15 protein-coding genes are annotated in these 15,329 nt (G+C 73.3%); 9 read left to right on the top strand and 6 right to left on the bottom strand.

The annotated features are described in order from the left end of the window. Positions 1-20 precede the first annotated feature (20 nt). The 5 genes from metF to ABZ721_RS26845 all read left to right on the top strand — a co-directional run bounded on the left by metF (position 21) and on the right by ABZ721_RS26845 (position 4,612). The gene (metF, locus tag ABZ721_RS26825; RefSeq protein WP_358791273.1) at positions 21-914 is read left to right on the top strand and encodes a methylenetetrahydrofolate reductase [NAD(P)H]; all 894 of its coding nucleotides are present in this window, start codon (positions 21-23) and stop codon (positions 912-914) included. Then, positions 892-2,346 carry an adenosylhomocysteinase gene (gene ahcY / locus ABZ721_RS26830; protein ID WP_358791274.1) on the top strand — a complete coding sequence of 485 codons (1,455 nt, stop codon included), beginning with the start codon at positions 892-894 and terminating at the stop codon, positions 2,344-2,346. Before metF ends, ahcY begins: the two co-directional genes overlap by 23 nt. Before the next feature lie 150 nt (positions 2,347-2,496). After that, complete coding sequence (locus tag ABZ721_RS26835) at positions 2,497-4,041, top strand: acyl-CoA carboxylase subunit beta (RefSeq protein ID WP_358791373.1); 1,545 nt, start codon at positions 2,497-2,499, stop codon at positions 4,039-4,041. Beyond that, entirely contained in the window at positions 4,038-4,238 is a 201-nt protein-coding gene (locus ABZ721_RS26840) for an acyl-CoA carboxylase epsilon subunit (protein WP_358791275.1), read from the top strand. Before ABZ721_RS26835 ends, ABZ721_RS26840 begins: the two co-directional genes overlap by 4 nt. Next, positions 4,235-4,612, top strand: a complete 378-nt coding sequence (locus ABZ721_RS26845; protein WP_358791276.1) for an acyl carrier protein — start codon at positions 4,235-4,237, stop codon at positions 4,610-4,612. The genes ABZ721_RS26840 and ABZ721_RS26845 overlap by 4 nt, the downstream gene beginning before the upstream one ends. An 82-nt stretch (positions 4,613-4,694) precedes the next feature. Here the strand turns inward: ABZ721_RS26845 and ABZ721_RS26850 are convergent, their stop codons facing one another. The 5 genes from ABZ721_RS26850 to ABZ721_RS26870 form a co-directional block, all read right to left on the bottom strand. Next, complete coding sequence (locus ABZ721_RS26850; RefSeq protein WP_358791277.1) at positions 4,695-5,582, bottom strand: hypothetical protein; 888 nt, start codon at positions 5,580-5,582, stop codon at positions 4,695-4,697. An 8-nt stretch (positions 5,583-5,590) separates the two neighbouring features. Then, positions 5,591-6,331, bottom strand: coding sequence for an SDR family oxidoreductase (locus ABZ721_RS26855; RefSeq protein ID WP_358791278.1), 741 nt, complete (start codon positions 6,329-6,331; stop codon positions 5,591-5,593). Then, complete coding sequence (locus ABZ721_RS26860; protein ID WP_358791279.1) at positions 6,328-7,524, bottom strand: MFS transporter; 1,197 nt, start codon at positions 7,522-7,524, stop codon at positions 6,328-6,330. The genes ABZ721_RS26855 and ABZ721_RS26860 overlap by 4 nt, the downstream gene beginning before the upstream one ends. Continuing rightward, positions 7,521-9,008: a radical SAM protein gene (locus ABZ721_RS26865; RefSeq protein ID WP_358791280.1), complete on the bottom strand. Its 1,488-nt coding sequence runs from the start codon at positions 9,006-9,008 to the stop codon at positions 7,521-7,523. Before ABZ721_RS26865 ends, ABZ721_RS26860 begins: the two co-directional genes overlap by 4 nt. Positions 9,009-9,353: 345 nt before the next feature. Next, positions 9,354-10,661, bottom strand: coding sequence for a citrate/2-methylcitrate synthase (locus ABZ721_RS26870; RefSeq protein ID WP_358791281.1), 1,308 nt, complete (start codon positions 10,659-10,661; stop codon positions 9,354-9,356). A gap of 90 nt (positions 10,662-10,751) precedes the next feature. On the opposite strand from ABZ721_RS26870, the gene ABZ721_RS26875 reads away from it, so the two are divergent. From ABZ721_RS26875 to ABZ721_RS26885, 3 genes are all read left to right on the top strand, one after another. Further along, the gene (locus ABZ721_RS26875) at positions 10,752-11,912 is read left to right on the top strand and encodes a citrate synthase/methylcitrate synthase (RefSeq protein WP_358791282.1); all 1,161 of its coding nucleotides are present in this window, start codon (positions 10,752-10,754) and stop codon (positions 11,910-11,912) included. Between the two features lie 164 nt (positions 11,913-12,076). Continuing rightward, positions 12,077-13,030, top strand: a complete 954-nt coding sequence (locus tag ABZ721_RS26880; RefSeq protein WP_358791283.1) for an NADPH:quinone oxidoreductase family protein — start codon at positions 12,077-12,079, stop codon at positions 13,028-13,030. A gap of 72 nt (positions 13,031-13,102) precedes the next feature. Beyond that, positions 13,103-13,543, top strand: a complete 441-nt coding sequence (locus ABZ721_RS26885) for a nitroreductase family deazaflavin-dependent oxidoreductase (protein ID WP_358791284.1) — start codon at positions 13,103-13,105, stop codon at positions 13,541-13,543. Between the two features lie 18 nt (positions 13,544-13,561). On the opposite strand, the gene ABZ721_RS26890 is transcribed toward ABZ721_RS26885, so the two are convergent. Beyond that, entirely contained in the window at positions 13,562-13,975 is a 414-nt protein-coding gene (locus ABZ721_RS26890; protein ID WP_358791285.1) for a PaaI family thioesterase, read from the bottom strand. A gap of 60 nt (positions 13,976-14,035) precedes the next feature. On the opposite strand from ABZ721_RS26890, the gene ABZ721_RS26895 reads away from it, so the two are divergent. After that, positions 14,036-15,328 (top strand): cytochrome P450, encoded by a 1,293-nt coding sequence (locus tag ABZ721_RS26895; protein ID WP_358791286.1) that lies wholly within the window; start codon positions 14,036-14,038, stop codon positions 15,326-15,328. The last annotated feature ends 1 nt before the right edge of the window (position 15,329 follow it).

The raw sequence follows: 15,329 nt of genomic DNA on the forward strand, positions 1-15,329 counted from the left end.
AACGCTCATGGAGGCCCCTCATGAGCACCCTGCGCGAGATCCTCGCCTCCGGAACCCGGTCCTTCTCCTTCGAGTTCTTCCCGCCCAAGACCGACGCGGGCGAACGCTCCCTGTGGGACACCATCCGGCGGGTCGAGGCCGTCGGGCCTACGTTCGTCTCGGTCACGTACGGCGCGGGCGGCTCGTCGCGCACCCGCACCATCGCGGTCACCCAGCGGATCGCCGCGCAGACGAGTCTGCGGCCGGTGGCCCACCTGACCGCGGTCGGGCACTCGATCGGTGAGCTGCGGCGCATCATCGGGCAGTACGCCGACGCCGGCGTCCGGGACGTCCTCGTCCTGCGCGGTGACCCGCCGGGGGACCCGCGCGGGGCCTGGGTGCCGCATCCGGACGGGTTGAACCACGCCCGGGAGCTGGTCGCGCTGGTCAAGGGGGCGGGGAACTTCAGCATCGGGGTGGCGGCCTTCCCCGAGCGGCACCCGCGCTCACCCGACTGGGAGACCGACGTCCGGCACTTCGTCGCCAAGTGCCGGGCCGGGGCCGACTACGCCATCACCCAGATGTTCTTCCGGGCCGAGGACTACTTCAGGCTCCGGGACCGGGTGGCGGCCGCCGGGTGCGACATCCCGATCATCCCGGAGATCATGCCCGCCACCGACGTCCGGCAGATCCGGCGCTTCGCCGAACTGAGCAACGCGACCTTCCCCGCCGACCTGGCCGCGCAGTTGGCGGCGGTCGAGCACGACCCGGACGTCGCCCACCGCATCGGGGTGGACCACGCGACGCGCCTGGCGCAGAGCCTGCTCGACGCCGGCGCGCCGGGACTCCACTACATCACTCTGAATCGGTCCACGGCCGCCTTGGAGATCCACCGGAACATTAGGAGCGCAGATGCCGTCCCTCACCGCCGCTGACTTCAAGGTCGCGGACCTCTCCCTCGCCGCGTACGGCCGAAAGGAGATCACGCTCGCCGAGCACGAGATGCCCGGCCTGATGTCGATCCGCGCCGAGTACGCCGAGGCGCAGCCGCTGGCCGGCGCGCGGATCACCGGCTCGCTGCACATGACGATCCAGACCGCCGTGCTCATCGAGACCCTGGTCGCGCTGGGCGCGGACGTCCGCTGGGCGTCGTGCAACATCTTCTCCACGCAGGACCACGCCGCCGCCGCCATCGCGGTCGGACCCGACGGCACCCCCGAGGACCCGCAGGGCACCCCCGTCTTCGCCTGGAAGGGCGAGACGCTGGCCGAGTACTGGTGGTGCACGGAGCAGGCGCTGACCTGGCCGAACACGCCCACCGGCGGCCCGAACATGATTCTGGACGACGGCGGTGACGCCACGCTGCTCGTGCACAAGGGTGTCGAGTTCGAGAAGGCCGGCGCGGTCCCGGAGACGGCCGCCGGGGACAGCGAGGAGTACGGGTACATCCTGCAGCTCCTCCGGCGCACCCTCGGGGAGAACCCGCGGAAGTGGACTCAGGTCGCCTCGGAGATCCGCGGCGTCACGGAGGAGACCACGACCGGTGTGCACCGGCTCTACGAGATGCACCAGGCCGGGGCGCTGCTCTTCCCGGCCATCAACGTCAACGACGCGGTCACCAAGTCGAAGTTCGACAACAAGTACGGCTGCCGCCACTCCCTGATCGACGGCATCAACCGCGCCACGGACGTGCTGATCGGCGGCAAGGTCGCCGTCGTGCTCGGCTACGGCGATGTCGGCAAGGGGTGTGCGGAGTCGCTGCGCGGGCAGGGCGCCCGGGTGATCGTCACCGAGATCGACCCGATCTGCGCGCTGCAGGCGGCGATGGACGGGTACCAGGTCACGACCCTGGAGGAGGTCGTCGCCGAGGGCGACATCTTCATCACGACCACCGGGAACAAGGACATCATCCTGTCCCAGGACATGGCGAGGATGAAGCACCAGGCGATCGTCGGCAACATCGGCCACTTCGACAACGAGATCGACATCGCCGGCCTGGCGAACATCCCCGGCATCGTCAAGGACGAGGTCAAGCCGCAGGTCCACACCTGGACGTTCCCCGACGGCAAGGTCCTCATCATGCTCTCCGAGGGCCGTCTGCTGAACCTGGGCAACGCCACCGGTCACCCCTCGTTCGTGATGTCCAACTCCTTCGCGGACCAGACGCTGGCCCAGATCGAGCTGTTCACCAAGCCGAGCGAGTACCCCACCGGCGTCTACGTCCTTCCGAAGCACCTGGACGAGAAGGTCGCGCGCCTGCACCTCGACGCCCTCGGCGTCAAGCTCACCACGCTCCGCCCGGAGCAGGCCGCCTACATCGGCGTCCCCGTCGAGGGCCCGTACAAGGCGGACCACTATCGCTACTGATCCATCGGCACAGTCCGGCGAACCGACAAGGAAACCATGAGCATCTTCGAGCTGGAACGACAGATCACCGGTGCTCCACCGGTCACCATGCCGCCCTCGTCACCGAACCCGGACCCGGCCCCCGTCGTCCGCCCCGCCGTGCCCGCGGACATGCTCGGCAGGATCGCCGAACTGGAGAGCCGCAAGGCGCAGGCCGAGGCGGGACCGAGTGAGCAGGCCACCCGCAACCAGCACGACCGCGGGAAGCTCACCGCCCGCGAGCGGTTGGAACTACTCTTCGACGAGGGCACGTTCAACGAGGTCGAGCCCTTCCGCAGGCACCGGGCGACCGGCTTCGGCCTGGAGGCGCGCCGGCCCTACACCGACGGTGTGGTGACGGGCTGGGGCAAGGTGCACGGCCGCACCGTCTTCGCCTACGCGCACGACTTCCGGATCTTCGGCGGTGCGCTCGGCGAGGCCCACGCCGAGAAGATCCACAAGCTGATGGACCTCGCCGAGTCGTCGGGCGCCCCGCTGGTCAGCCTCAACGACGGCGCGGGCGCCCGGATCCAGGAGGGCGTCACCGCGCTGGCCGGCTATGGCGGGATCTTCTCCCGCAACACCCGTGCCTCCGGGGTGATCCCGCAGATCAGCGTGATGCTGGGGCCGTGCGCCGGCGGCGCGGCGTACTCCCCGGCACTCACCGACTTCGTGTTCATGGTGCGCGGGACCTCGCAGATGTTCATCACCGGCCCGGACGTGGTGCACGCGGTCACCGGGGAGCACGTGACCCAGGAGGTGCTCGGCGGGGCCGACACCCACGCCTCGACCTCGGGCGTCGCGGCGTTCGCCTACGACAACGAGGACGAGTGCCTGGAGGAGGTCAGGTTCCTGCTCTCGCTGCTGCCTGCCAACAACCGCGAGCTGCCGCCGGTCTGGCCCTGCGACGACCCGGTGGACCGGCCCAACGACGCGCTGGTGGACCTCGTTCCGGCGGATCCGACCCAGGCGTACGACATGCGGGCCGTCATCGAGGAGATCGTCGACGAGGGCGACCTGTTCGAGGTGCACGAGCGCTGGGCGACCAACGTGGTGTGCGCGCTGGCCCGGATCGGCGGCAACGTCGTCGGGATCGTCGCCAACCAGCCGGCCTCGATGGCCGGGGTGCTCGACATCCACGCCTCGGAGAAGGCGGCCAGGTTCGTGCAGACCTGCGACGCGTTCAACATCCCGCTCGTCACCCTGGTCGACGTGCCGGGCTTCCTGCCGGGCAAGGACCAGGAGCACGGCGGCATCATCCGGCACGGTGCGAAGCTGCTGTACGCGTACTGCAACGCCACCGTGCCGCGCATCCAGCTGATCGTGCGCAAGGCGTACGGCGGCGCGTACATCGTCATGGACTCGCGGTCCATCGGCGCCGACCTCTCCTACGCCTGGCCGGTCAACGAGATCGCGGTGATGGGGGCGGAGGGCGCCGCGAACGTGGTGTTCCGCCGGCAGATCGCGGCGTCGCCGGACCCCGAGGCCACCCGGCGCGAAATGGTCGAGGAGTACCGTGAGGAACTGATGCACCCCTACTACGCGGCGGAGCGCGGACTGGTCGACGACATCATCGACCCGCGCTGGACCCGCCGCACCCTGGCCCGCTCGCTGGAGATGCTGCGCTCCAAGCAGCAGGTCCTGCCGGCCCGCAAGCACGGGAACCCGCCGGTATGAGCGCGGGGTGGGCGGTCGAGCGCGGCGATGTCGGCCAGGAGGAACTGGCGGCCCTGGCCGTGGTCCTGGCGAGCCTGTCGACCCGGGCCCGGGTGCCCGAGCCGACGGCCGGTCCCTTCCGCGCCGAGTGGCGGCAGGGGTACGGATACCAGTGCGCGGGCTCGTGGCGCGCGCCATCGGGAGGGTGGCAAGGATGACGACGGTGCCGTGGGACACGGCCTTCGACGAGGTGCTCAGGACGAGCCTGCCCCTGCTGAAGAGCGGGGAGGAGCTGCTGCCCGGCACGCCGCTGAGCGAGTACGGCCTCGACTCGATGGGGATGATGCAGCTCATCGCCCGGTTGGAGGCCTCGCACGGGGTGAGCTTTCCGCCCGGCACGATGCCCTCCGGCGCGTTCGCCAACCCCGGGGTGCTCTGGGGGATGGTGCAGGCCGCGCAGCAGGCGGGGGAGTGGCAGGGCGACGGCGCCGTCCGCCGCAGGCCCGTCCGCGGCCGCCGGCGCAGCGGCCTGGCCGGCTGGTCCGAGCACGGCTCCCAGGAGACGGCGGTCGGCGCGTCCTGGCAGCTCTGAGACCTGGACGACCCGCCCGCGAAGCGCGCCCCGCCGGTGACACGGACCCGGCGGGGCGTACGCGTGCCGGCCCCGGCCGCGCTCACGCGTCGAGTTCGGCGCGCACCCCTTCCAAAACCGCGTGCAGGGCGCGGGCGTTGACCTCGGGGGCGATCATCGGCACCGGGCGGCCGTCGAGCAGCGCGTCGCTGTCGGCGACCATCGAGGCGGTGTCGCCGCAGCCCTCCTCGATCCAGCGCTCCATCCGCCGGCGCACGGCGACCCGCAGCCCGTCGCCGACGCCGCTCCAGTCGAACATCGGCAGCTCCGCGGTGAGCACCGGCATGCGCAGCGCCCGCGGGACGTACAGTCCGGCCGCCTCGCTGCCGTGGACGTCGATGTCGGACGCCTTGAAGTAGGCGTAGGTGCGCGGGCCGAGGTGGTGCGTCCACTCCACCTCGTCCAGCGGGACGTCGGGGAACGCGGTGGGCGGGGCGGCGGCGAGCAGCCGCTCGGCCTCGGGCCACCGGCGGTTGCCGTACAGGTAGGGGATCCGGGAGAAGGCGTCGTTGTGGACGAGGATCAGTGCCGCGGGGTCGGCCAGCTGCACCAGCCGGCGGAAGTCCGCGGCATGGCACTGGGTGAGCGTGGTGGGGTCGGCGCTGTGCGCGAACTCGGTCTGCTCGTCGAGCGGCTGCAGGTAGCCCGTGCGCAGGAACTCGCGGACGTCGCAGGGCAGCGGGAAGTGCCGGTCGGTGGGCGGCGGGTCCACCGGCCAGATCACCGCGACCCGCCCGCAGCCGTCGGCGAGCTTCTCCAGCGGCCGGTGCAGGGCGTAGCCCAGCGGTTCGTTGGCGTGCGGCATCAGCGCCAGGGCGATCGCGGGGTCGCCGGAGCCGAACCACTCGACGGTCATCGCCGGGTGGCTCGGCCAGGCGTACGCGGCGTCGTCCAGCGGCAGCCGGTAGCGGGGCCGGGGGATCCATTCCATGGGGGCGCTCACCAGATGCTGTAGCCGCCGTCCACGACGAGCACGTGGCCGGTGACGTGGTCGGACATGGCGGAGGCGAGGAAGAGCAGCGGCCCGTTGAGCGCGTCGACGGGGCCGACCCTGCCGTCCGGCATGAAGCGCTCCTGGAAGCGCCGGCCGGCCGCGGAGGCGAAGTAGGCGGCGTTCTTGGGGCCTTCGAGGTAGCCGGGGGCGAGGACGTTGATCTGCACCCCGGCGGCCGCGTACTCGAGCGCCGCGCTGCGGGTGAAGCCGATCAGGGCGGCCTTGGCGGCCGCGTAGGCCGGGACGGTGGGGACCGGGTGCAGGGCCAGCACCGACGAGACGTTGATGATCTTCCCGCGGCCGCGGGCGGCCATCCGGGGTGCGAAGCGGCGGCACAGCCCCGCGGCGGTCTTGAGGTTGATGTCGAGCATCCGGTCGATCAGCGCCTCGTCGGTGTCGGCGAGCGGCCGGGCGTCGCCCGCGCCGACGTTGTTGACCAGCACGTCGGCGGCGCAGCAGTCGGCGACCGCGTCCTGGACGTCCGGGTCGCACAGGTCGCCGCACAGGTGGTCGGCGAGGATGCCCTCCTTGCGCATCTCGCGCAGCGGTCCGTCGTTGCGGTCGACGCCGACGACCGCGGCGCCCGCGGCGGTGAAGGCGGCGGCCGCCTCGCGGCCCACCGCCCCGGCGGCGCCGGTGAGCACCACCCGGCGGCCGTCCAGCGACCACGGGCCGGGGCCGGTCATACGGCGCCCTCCTTCTCCCCGGCCGGTGCGGCGGCCCGCCACCGCCGGGCGGCCCCGGACCGGATCAGCAGCGCCGCCCCGGCGCAGGCGAAGAGCAGCGCGCAGACCAGCGCCAGCCCGTCCGGGCCGAGCCGGGCGACCAGGATGCCGAGGAACGGCGCCAGTACGGCGAAGCCCAGGCTCGACGCGGTGGTGACCACGCTCATCGCGGTGGCGTCGCCGCGGTCCGCGAGGTCCCGCAGCACCAGGGCCCGGTAGGAGGGCAGCAGCCGCCCCTGGGCGCACTGCACGAGCAGGATCGCGGCCAGGACCAGGGCGACGGACGACGAGGCGAGGGCGGCGGACGCGGCGACGGCGGCGAGCACCACCGTGCCGGTGCCGAGGCCGCCGGGCGCCAGGTGCAGCAGCAGCGCGGCCCCCAGCGCCACGGCGGCGGCGACCAGGCCGACCAGCCGTTCGTCGATGCCGGCCCCCACCACGTACACGGGCATCAGGTAGAGCAGGATCGAGAAGGCCGTTCCCGTCAGCACCATCGCCGTCAGGTCCCAGCGCAGCCCGGCCGCCTCCCGCACGGCGCGCACGACCCCGGCCAACTGGGCGGCCGGTCGCGGGCGGTCGCCGTCCGGGGCCGCGCCGCGCACGTCGGGGACGGTCAGCACCAGGCCGACCGTCAGGCACAGCACGACGCCGCTCGCCACGAAGGTGGCCCGCAGGGAGATCAGCGAGAACGCGCTGGCGGCGGCGAAGACCACCGCGTTCCAGCCCAGCGCCCCGGCCTGGAACAGCCGCTCCCCGGCCTCGAACTCCGCGTCGCGTCCGCCGCGGCGCAGCAGGGCGCCGGCCAGCCCCGCGTCGCTGCCCTGGGTGAGCGCGGTGGCCGCCGCGAACAGCGGCTGTACCAGCCAGAAGACCAGCGCGTGCGGCCACCATCCCAGCAGCAGCGCGGCGGCGCCCTCCAGGCCCGCCCCGATGGCCAGCGCCTGGCGGGGGCCGATCCGGTCGGCGAGCAGTCCCGCGGGCAGGTCCACCAGCACGATCAGCAGCGCGAAGACCGCCTCGATGACGAGCAGGGTGCCCAGCGACACCCCGACCTCGCGGGCGTACAGCACGATGTAGGGGAGGAAGAAGTAGCTGCGCAGCAGCAGCCGCGCGCCCAGCAGGCGCCCGTACGCGGCGGGCCAGGGGCGGTTCACCGGCGCGCTCCGGACGGGCTCAGCGCCTCCCAGCTGCCGGGCTCCTTCTCCTCGAGCCAGATCAGCTCCCGGTAGACGCCCTTGTAGTACGAGCAGTGCTCGGACTCCCGGTCGAGCCGTTTGAAGTGCGTGTAGCTCTTGTGGACGCAGCCGCCGTGGCACAGCTGCTTCCAGGTGCACTTCGCGCACTCGTCGATCTCCTCGACGTGCCGGTCGCGCAGCTGCGCCACCACGGGGCTGGTGTCGAGGACGTCGCGGATGGTCTGCGTGCGCAGGTTGCCGATGACGAACTCCGGCTTGCCGACCATCTCCTCGCACGGGTACAGGTCGCCGTTGGTGTCGACGGTGATCATGTTGACGCCGGCGCCGCACGGGTTGCGCATGCACATGTACTCGCGCTTGAAGGAGCGCAGTGAACCCAGCTCGCCCGCGGTGAGGTTGGCCAGCGGGACGGTGGGCGCGCCGGACCGTCCGAGGCGGGCCACGTGCCGGACGACGCCGAGGTACGCGGCCAGGTACCGGTCGCCGGTGAGCCACTGCTCCAGCCCGGCCTTCCCGGTGGTGAACACCGGCAGGAAGCGGACGCTCGCGACGTCCAGCGCGGCCATCGAGTCGTACATCTCGACGATGCGGTCCGCGGTGCCCGCGTGCACGACGCAGACCGCGTGCACCGCGACCCCCAGCTCCTGCAGCCGGCGGATGCCGCGCACGACGCCCCGGTGGGAGCCCTTGCCCGCGTGGTCCACCCGGAACTCGTCGTGGGTGCCGGGGGTGCCGTCCAGCGAGACGCGGACCGAGAAGTCGTTGTCGGCGAGGAACCGGCAGACCTTGGGGGACAGGTGGTAGGCGTTGGTCTGGATGGAGAAGCGGACCTTCTTGCCCGCCGCCGCGTACACCCGCCGGGCGTGGGCGGTGACCTCGCGGATGGCCGGCATGGCCATGGTGGGCTCGCCGCCGTGGAACTCGAAACTGGTGAACCGTGTGGGCATGTCGACCAGTTCGTCGACGGCCTTGCACATCACCTCGGCGGAGAGCTGCTCGCGGGGGATGCCCTCCTCGATGGTGTAGCAGTAGGTGCACGCCAGGTTGCACCAGTTGTGCACGTGGAAGATGCCCAGGACCGGATAGCTGTTGTGGGCGGCCTTGGGCGAGATCAGTTCCAGCCCGGGGGCGGGGCGGGCGGCGGAGGTGCCGCGCACCCGCCGGTCCACCTCCAGCAGGCCCCGGTCGAACAGCTCGCGGACGGTGTCCTGGGAGACGCGGGCGATCGGGTCGCCCAGTGCGTGCAGGTCGCCGAGGGAGGCGGGGCCGTGCGCGTCGAGGTGCGCGAGCAGGGCCAGCGTGCCGGCGTCCTCGGTGACCGTCCAGCCGCCGGTGCCGGGCGCGACCACCAGGGTCCTGCCCGTGGCGGCGCCGTCGCCGGCTTCGAACTCCAGGCGGTCACCGGCCCCGATCCGGGTGTCCGGCGCCAGGTCGATCGGCATGTGGCGGCCTTCCCTTCGCTGCCGTCCCGCTCGTGTCGTGTCCGCGTGGTGCGGCGCCGCGGGGTTCCGGCGATCCGCCGGAGGACCTGCGGCGCGGGCGTGCCCGCTCATGGCGGACGGGCACGCCCCCGTCGTGCCGATCGCTCAGGTGGCCACCCAGGAGGGCTCCACCGACTCCTCGCTCTGCTCCGACTCCTCCAGCTCTTCCGGGCTGCTGGAGGGGGACGACATCTTCTTCTCCGACATGAGATTCACCTCCTCCTCGCACCGTGGGACGGGCAGGTGCGGGGAAGGTGCCCAAGGGTGCTCGAACCCAGGTCGGGGAGTGCTGGACGCGCAGGTCGCTCACGGCAGCGGCTGGGGCGGCGGGGGGCCGGTGTAGTGGCCGCTGGGACGCAGCCGCAACGGGCGCTCCTGGTACTCCTCCAGCGCGTGGGCGATCCAGCCGGCGGTGCGGGCGACCGCGAAGACCGTCTCGCCGGCCTCGGCGGGCATCCCGGCGGAGACCGACAGCACGGCGAGCGCGAGGTCGACGTTGGCGTGCAGCGGCGTGTACCGGGCGGTCGTCTCCACCACCTCGCGGGCCGCGGCGAGGGCGGGGGCCGCCCGGGGCAGCTCGTCGAGGAGTCCGAACAGCATCCGGGCGCGGGGGTCCTCGCCCGGGTACAGCCGGTGGCCGAGGCCCGGGATCCGCCGTCCGTCGCGCAGGTGGTCGGCGACGACCGCCGCCGCGCTGCCGCGCTCCAGCACCTCCGTCAGCAACCGGTGCGCCAGGCCGCTGGCCGCGCCGTGCAGCGGCCCGTCGACCGCGCCGAGGCCGGCGGAGACCACGGCGTACGGATGGGCGCGCGCGGAGGCCGCGACCCGGACGGCCAGGGTGGAGGCGGCCAGGTCGTGGTCGATGAGCAGGGTGAGCGCGGTGTCCAGGGCGCGGACCGAGGCCCCGTCCGCGGGGTGCCGGGTGAGCCGGGGCCAGAGCCGCGCGGCGAGCGCGGCCCGCGGCTCCTCCGGCGCGTCGGGCTCCTGCGGGGGCAGGGCGCCGACCAGCGTGGCGATCAGGGCGGGGGCGGCGGCGAGCACCGTGGGCGCCGACAGGTCGAACCGCAGCGGGTCGGTGACGGCCGCGGCGATCACCGCCGCCCTGAGCCGGTCCACCAGCCCGCTGTGGGCGGGCAGCGCCTCGACGGCCCGGCGGGCGGCGGCGAGGCTCTCGCGCGGCGCGGTGAACCGGTTGCCCGGCGTGAGCTCGCCGGTCCACAGCCAGGCGGCGGCCTCCTCGTAGCCGTACCGGGCGGCGAGGGCGCAGGCGTCGACGCCCCGGTAGTAGTAGTGGTCGGCCCCGATGAGGGTGATGCCGGTCCTGGCGGTCGGCATTCCGTCCCAGGGCCCGTCGGCACCGGGCGGGCCGGCGGACCGGTCGGGCGCCGTACCGTCGCCGGCCGCCCGGCCGCGGCCGGAGCGGCGGGCCAGTGCGTCCACCTCGTCGGGATCGAAGGTGCTGCCGCGTCCGCCGGGCGCCCGCCGGCTGGTGAGCAGCCCGCGGCTGACGTACGCGTAGACCGTCTCGGACTTCACCCCGAGCCGGTCGGCGGTCTCCCGGGTGCTGAGGCGCTTCGCGCTGCCGCTGGTTCCGCCCGCCACGTCGTCCGTCATGGGCCCCACCGTATCCATATTGATTCAATCAATGTTGACAAGCATTGAATCAATCATCGACAGTCGAATCAACATCCAGGGAGGAACCGCATGCCCACCACCGAGCGCAACGCCCCGATCGACGTACCCCGCGGACTGGCGGGAGTGGTCGTCGCCGACACCGCCCTCGGCGACGTCCGCGGGCGCGAGGGCTTCTACCACTACCGCCAGTACTCGGCCGTGGAGCTGGCCGGCAGCCGCACCTTCGAGGACGTCTGGCACCTGATGTTCCACGGCACGCTGCCCGACGCGGCGGAGCGCGCCGCCTTCACCGCGCGGACCGCGGCGCTGCGCGCGCTGCCCGACGAGGTGCGTGACGCGCTGCCCGCCATCGCCCGCTCCTGCGCGCTCGCCGGCCCCCTCGCCGGGCTGCGCACCGCCCTGTCGCTGGCCGGCGCGTCGGCCGGCTTCCGGCCGCTGTACGACATCGACGCCGACCGCCGCCGCGCGGACGCGCTGGCGGCGAGCGCCGTCGTGCCGACGCTGCTGACCGCGCTGCACCGGCTGGGCCAGGGGCTGGCCCCCGTCGAGCCGCGCGCGGACCTGCCGTACGCGGCCAACTACCTGTACATGCTGACCGGCCGGGAGCCGGAGCCCGCCCGCGCCCGCGCGATCGAGCGGTATCTGATCTCCACCATCGACCACGGGTTCAACGCGTCCACCTTCACCGCCCGGGTCATCACCTCTACCGGCGCCGACCTGGCCGCCTGCCTCGTCGGTGCGATCGGCGCGCTCTCCGGGCCGCTGCACGGCGGCGCGCCCAGCCGCGCGCTGGACACCCTGGACGCCATCGGCACCCCCGAGCGCATCGACCCGTGGATCCGCGAACGGGTCCTGGCGGGCGACCGGATCATGGGCTTCGGGCACCCGGTCTACCGCACGGAGGACCCGCGCTCGCGGATGCTCAAGGAGATCGCCCGGGACTTCGGCGGGCCGCTGGTGGACTTCGCCGTCCAGGTCGAGGAGCGCGTCGAGGCGATCCTCGCCGAGCTGAAGCCGGGGCGGGAGCTGCACACCAACGTCGAGTTCTACGCCGGGGTGGTCATGGAGCTGTGCGGGCTGCCGCGCGAGATGTTCACCCCGACGTTCGCCTCGGCGCGGGTCGTCGGCTGGTGCGCCAACGTCCTGGAGCAGGCCGAGGACAGCAAGATCATCCGTCCGGCGGCCCGCTACGTCGGGCCCCCGCCGCCGCAGCCGGTCCCGGTGGTCTGACCGGGCGGCCCCGCGCGCAACGCAGATCACATACCGACTGGTCGGTCACCTATTCCCCCGGCGCCCCGCACGCTCTACGGTGAAAGCTGCGGGGCGACGGGCCGACCGGTCCGGGTCGGCCCGGGCACGACCCGGCACGACGAGGAACAGCGGAAGGAGTCGCGTTGCGCGCGATCCAGATCACGGAGTTCGGCGGACCCGAGGTACTGCGGCAGGTGGACCTGCCCGACCCCGAGGCGCAGCCGGGGGAGGTGCTCGTGCGCGTGTCGTCCGCGGGCGTCAACTTCGCCGACACCCACACCGTCGAGGACAGCTACCTCTCGCGCTCCACGCTGCCGCTGGTGCCCGGTGCCGAGGTCGTCGGCCGCACGGCGGACGGCCGCCGCGTCGTCGCCCTCGCCGACAACGGCGGCTACGCGGAGGTCGCGGCCGTCCGCGAGTTCCTCACGCACGACGTGCCCGAGGGCGTCAGCGACGGCCAGGCCCTCGCCCTCATCGTCCAGGGCCTGACGGCCTGGCACCTGCTGCGCACCTCCGCGCGGATCGCCGCGGGCGAGAGCGTCGTGGTGCACGCGGCCGCGGGCGGCACCGGATCGCTGGCCGTGCAGCTCGCCAAGTCCTTCGGCGCGGGCCGGGTCATCGCCACCGCCTCCACCAAGGACAAGCGGGACCTCGCGCTGGAACTGGGCGCCGACGTCGCGGTCGACGCCGGCGCCGAGGGGATGAAGGACCGGCTCGTCGAGGCCAACGGCGGCAAGAAGGTCGACATCGTGCTGGAGATGACCGGCGGCCCGGTCTTCGACGCCTCGCTCGCCGCCCTCGCACCCTTCGGCCGGCTGGTGACGTACGGCATGGCCTCCCGCGTCCCGCCGACCCCGGTGCAGGCGGCCCAGCTGATGGGCCGCTCCCGCGCGGTCGTCGGCTTCTGGCTGATGCACTGCCTCGGCCGTCCGGGCATGTACCGCGAGCCGATGGCGGAGCTGCTGGCGATGACGGCCGACGGCCGTCTCAAGCCGCAGGTCGGCGGCGTGTACCCGCTCGCCGAGGCCGCCCGCGCCCACGAGGACATCCGCGCCCGCCGCACGCACGGCAAGCTGGTCCTGGACATGACGCGCTGATTCGCCTGCGGCGGGCAGGAGTTCGTTCGATCTAGGCTGGACGCGATCCCCGAGCGAGCCGGAGGCAGTGGCGTGACGGCGTACGACGAGAACGACGTGCAGATCAGCCCGACGAAGTGGGTGGCCAAGCAGGCGCGGACCTACGAGGAGTCGGGCGGGACCAAGGGCCTGACGATGCAGGGCTCGCCCTGCCTGCTCCTGGACTACCTGGGGCGGCGCAGCGGCGCCTGGCACCGGACGGTGCTGATCTACGGGCGCGACGGCGACGACTACCTGGTCGTCGCCTCGAAGGGCGGCGACGACAACCACCCGCTGTGGTACCTGAGCCTGCGGGACCACCCCGAGGTCCACGTCCGCGTGGGCCCCGAGCGGTTCACCGCCACCGCCGAGACCCTCTCACCCGACGAGAAGGCCCGCGTCTGGCCGCACCTGGTCGACGTCTACGCCCCGTACGCGGACTACCAGGCGAAGACCGAGCGGGACATTCCCGTGGTGCGGCTGCGCCGCGCCTGACGCGCCGCTGATGTGCCGTCAGCCGGGGAAGGCGTAGACGGTGGTGGCCTGGGCCACCACCTCCCCGCCGTCCCCGGCGGTCATCGTGATGTCGACGAAGGCCAGCCTGCGGCCGAGTTTCGTCACCCGGGCGGTGATCAGGACGTCCGCGTCCTGCACCGCCCGCTGGAACGTCGTCGACTGCTGCACCGTCGTCATCGGGCCGTAGCCGCCGCGCGCGGCCGACACCGCGATCGCGGTCGCCGTGTCGGCGGCGGCCATCAGCGCCTGCCCCGACATCGCCCCGCCCTCGCGGGCCAGCCGGCCCGACCACGGCAGCCGCAGCACCGCGTGGCGCTCGCCGGTCTCCGCCACCGCCAGTTCCAGGTCCCGCACCCAGGGCGCGAAGTTGTCGGCCAGGATCTTCTCCGCGTCCGCGGTGGTCAGCGTCATCACGCCATTGTGGCGTCGCTCCGGCGTCCGCCACCAGGGCACGGCGTACGGTCGGGTCGCATGAGCCTTCGGAGCCCCGACGCGGTCTTCCTCCCGCGGACGTACGCCGCGGGCGTCCCGTACGAGCTGTTCCGCGAGCTGCGGGCCACCCGCCCGGTGTGCTGGATCCAGGAGCCGGCCGTGGGTCCGTGGCCCGCTGGGCCCGGCTACTGGGCGGTCTTCCGGCACGCGGACGTCTCCCACGTGCTGCGCACGCCCGAGGTGTTCTCCTCCCACCTCGGCGCCACCCAGATCCGCGACCCGGACACCGGGGAGGACCTGGAGTTCGTGCGGGCGATGATGCTGAACCAGGACCCGCCGGACCACTCCCGGCTGCGCCGCATCGTGGCCGCGGCGTTCACGCCGCGCGCGGTGCGTGAGCTGGAGGGCGTCATCGAGGAACGCGCCCGGACGCTGGTGGCGGCGGTCGCGCCGGACGGTGCCGCGGACCTCGTGGAGCTCGCCGCCGACCTGCCGGTGCTGACCCTCGCCCATCTGCTGGGCGTGCCGGAGCAGGACCGGCGGCTGCTGTTCGACTGGTCGAGCCGGGTGATCGGCTACCAGGACGCCGAGTACGCGCGCTCGCACACTGCGGACGACTCCGGGCTCAGCGCCATCGGCCGTGCCGCGCTCGCGCACCGGCCGCCCGCCGCGGCGGTCCGCCCCGACGGGCGCCCGCTGAACCCGCGCTCCCGCGCGGCGCTGGCCGACATGTTCGCCTACGCGCACGCGCTCGCCGAGCGGCCCGTGCCCGGCAGCGTGATGGCGCGGATGCGGGCGGGCGGCCTCGGCCGCGCCGAGTTCGAGAACATGTTCTTCCTCTTCGCCGTGGCGGGGAACGAGACGCTGCGCAACGGGATCCCCGGCGGCCTGCACACCCTGCTGAGCCACCCGGACCAGCACCGGCTGCTGCTCCAGCGGCCGGAGTTGACGGATCGGGCCGTCGAGGAGATGCTCCGCCACTGGCCGCCGGTGATGGACTTCCGGCGCACCGCCACCCGCGACACCGAGCTGGCCGGGGTCAGGATCCGCGCGGGGCAGAAGGTCGTGGTCTACCACGCCTCGGCCAACCGGGACCCGGCGGTCTTCCCCGACCCGGACCGCTTCGACATCACCCGCGACCCGGGCGACCACCTCAGCTTCGGCTCCGGACCGCACTTCTGCCTGGGCTCGCACCTCGCCCGCACGCAGATGCGCGCGATGGTGCGGCAGGTGCTGACCCGGCTGCCGGGGCTGGAGCCGGACGGCGAGCCGGTGCGGCTGGTGTCCAACTTCCAGAACGGCCTCAAGCACCTGCCGGTCCGCTGGCGGTAGC

This window comes from Streptomyces sp. NPDC006733 (assembly GCF_040636125.1).
GTDB lineage: Bacteria > Actinomycetota > Actinomycetes > Streptomycetales > Streptomycetaceae > Actinacidiphila.

Excerpts from the sequence above, each read along its gene's own strand:
- ahcY (WP_358791274.1), top strand. The coding sequence starts at position 892 with ATGCCGTCCCTCACCGCCGCTGACTTCAAGGTCGCGGACCTCTCCCTC.
- metF (WP_358791273.1), top strand. The coding sequence starts at position 21 with ATGAGCACCCTGCGCGAGATCCTCGCCTCCGGAACCCGGTCCTTCTCC.
- ABZ721_RS26835 (WP_358791373.1), top strand. The coding sequence starts at position 2,497 with ATGCTCGGCAGGATCGCCGAACTGGAGAGCCGCAAGGCGCAGGCCGAG.
- ABZ721_RS26870 (WP_358791281.1), bottom strand. The coding sequence starts at position 10,661 with ATGACGGACGACGTGGCGGGCGGAACCAGCGGCAGCGCGAAGCGCCTC.
- ABZ721_RS26850 (WP_358791277.1), bottom strand. The coding sequence starts at position 5,582 with ATGGAATGGATCCCCCGGCCCCGCTACCGGCTGCCGCTGGACGACGCC.
- ABZ721_RS26890 (WP_358791285.1), bottom strand. The coding sequence starts at position 13,975 with ATGACGCTGACCACCGCGGACGCGGAGAAGATCCTGGCCGACAACTTC.
- ABZ721_RS26895 (WP_358791286.1), top strand. The coding sequence starts at position 14,036 with ATGAGCCTTCGGAGCCCCGACGCGGTCTTCCTCCCGCGGACGTACGCC.
- ABZ721_RS26845 (WP_358791276.1), top strand. The coding sequence starts at position 4,235 with ATGACGACGGTGCCGTGGGACACGGCCTTCGACGAGGTGCTCAGGACG.
- ABZ721_RS26840 (WP_358791275.1), top strand. The coding sequence starts at position 4,038 with ATGAGCGCGGGGTGGGCGGTCGAGCGCGGCGATGTCGGCCAGGAGGAA.
- ABZ721_RS26875 (WP_358791282.1), top strand. The coding sequence starts at position 10,752 with ATGCCCACCACCGAGCGCAACGCCCCGATCGACGTACCCCGCGGACTG.
- ABZ721_RS26855 (WP_358791278.1), bottom strand. The coding sequence starts at position 6,331 with ATGACCGGCCCCGGCCCGTGGTCGCTGGACGGCCGCCGGGTGGTGCTC.
- ABZ721_RS26865 (WP_358791280.1), bottom strand. The coding sequence starts at position 9,008 with ATGCCGATCGACCTGGCGCCGGACACCCGGATCGGGGCCGGTGACCGC.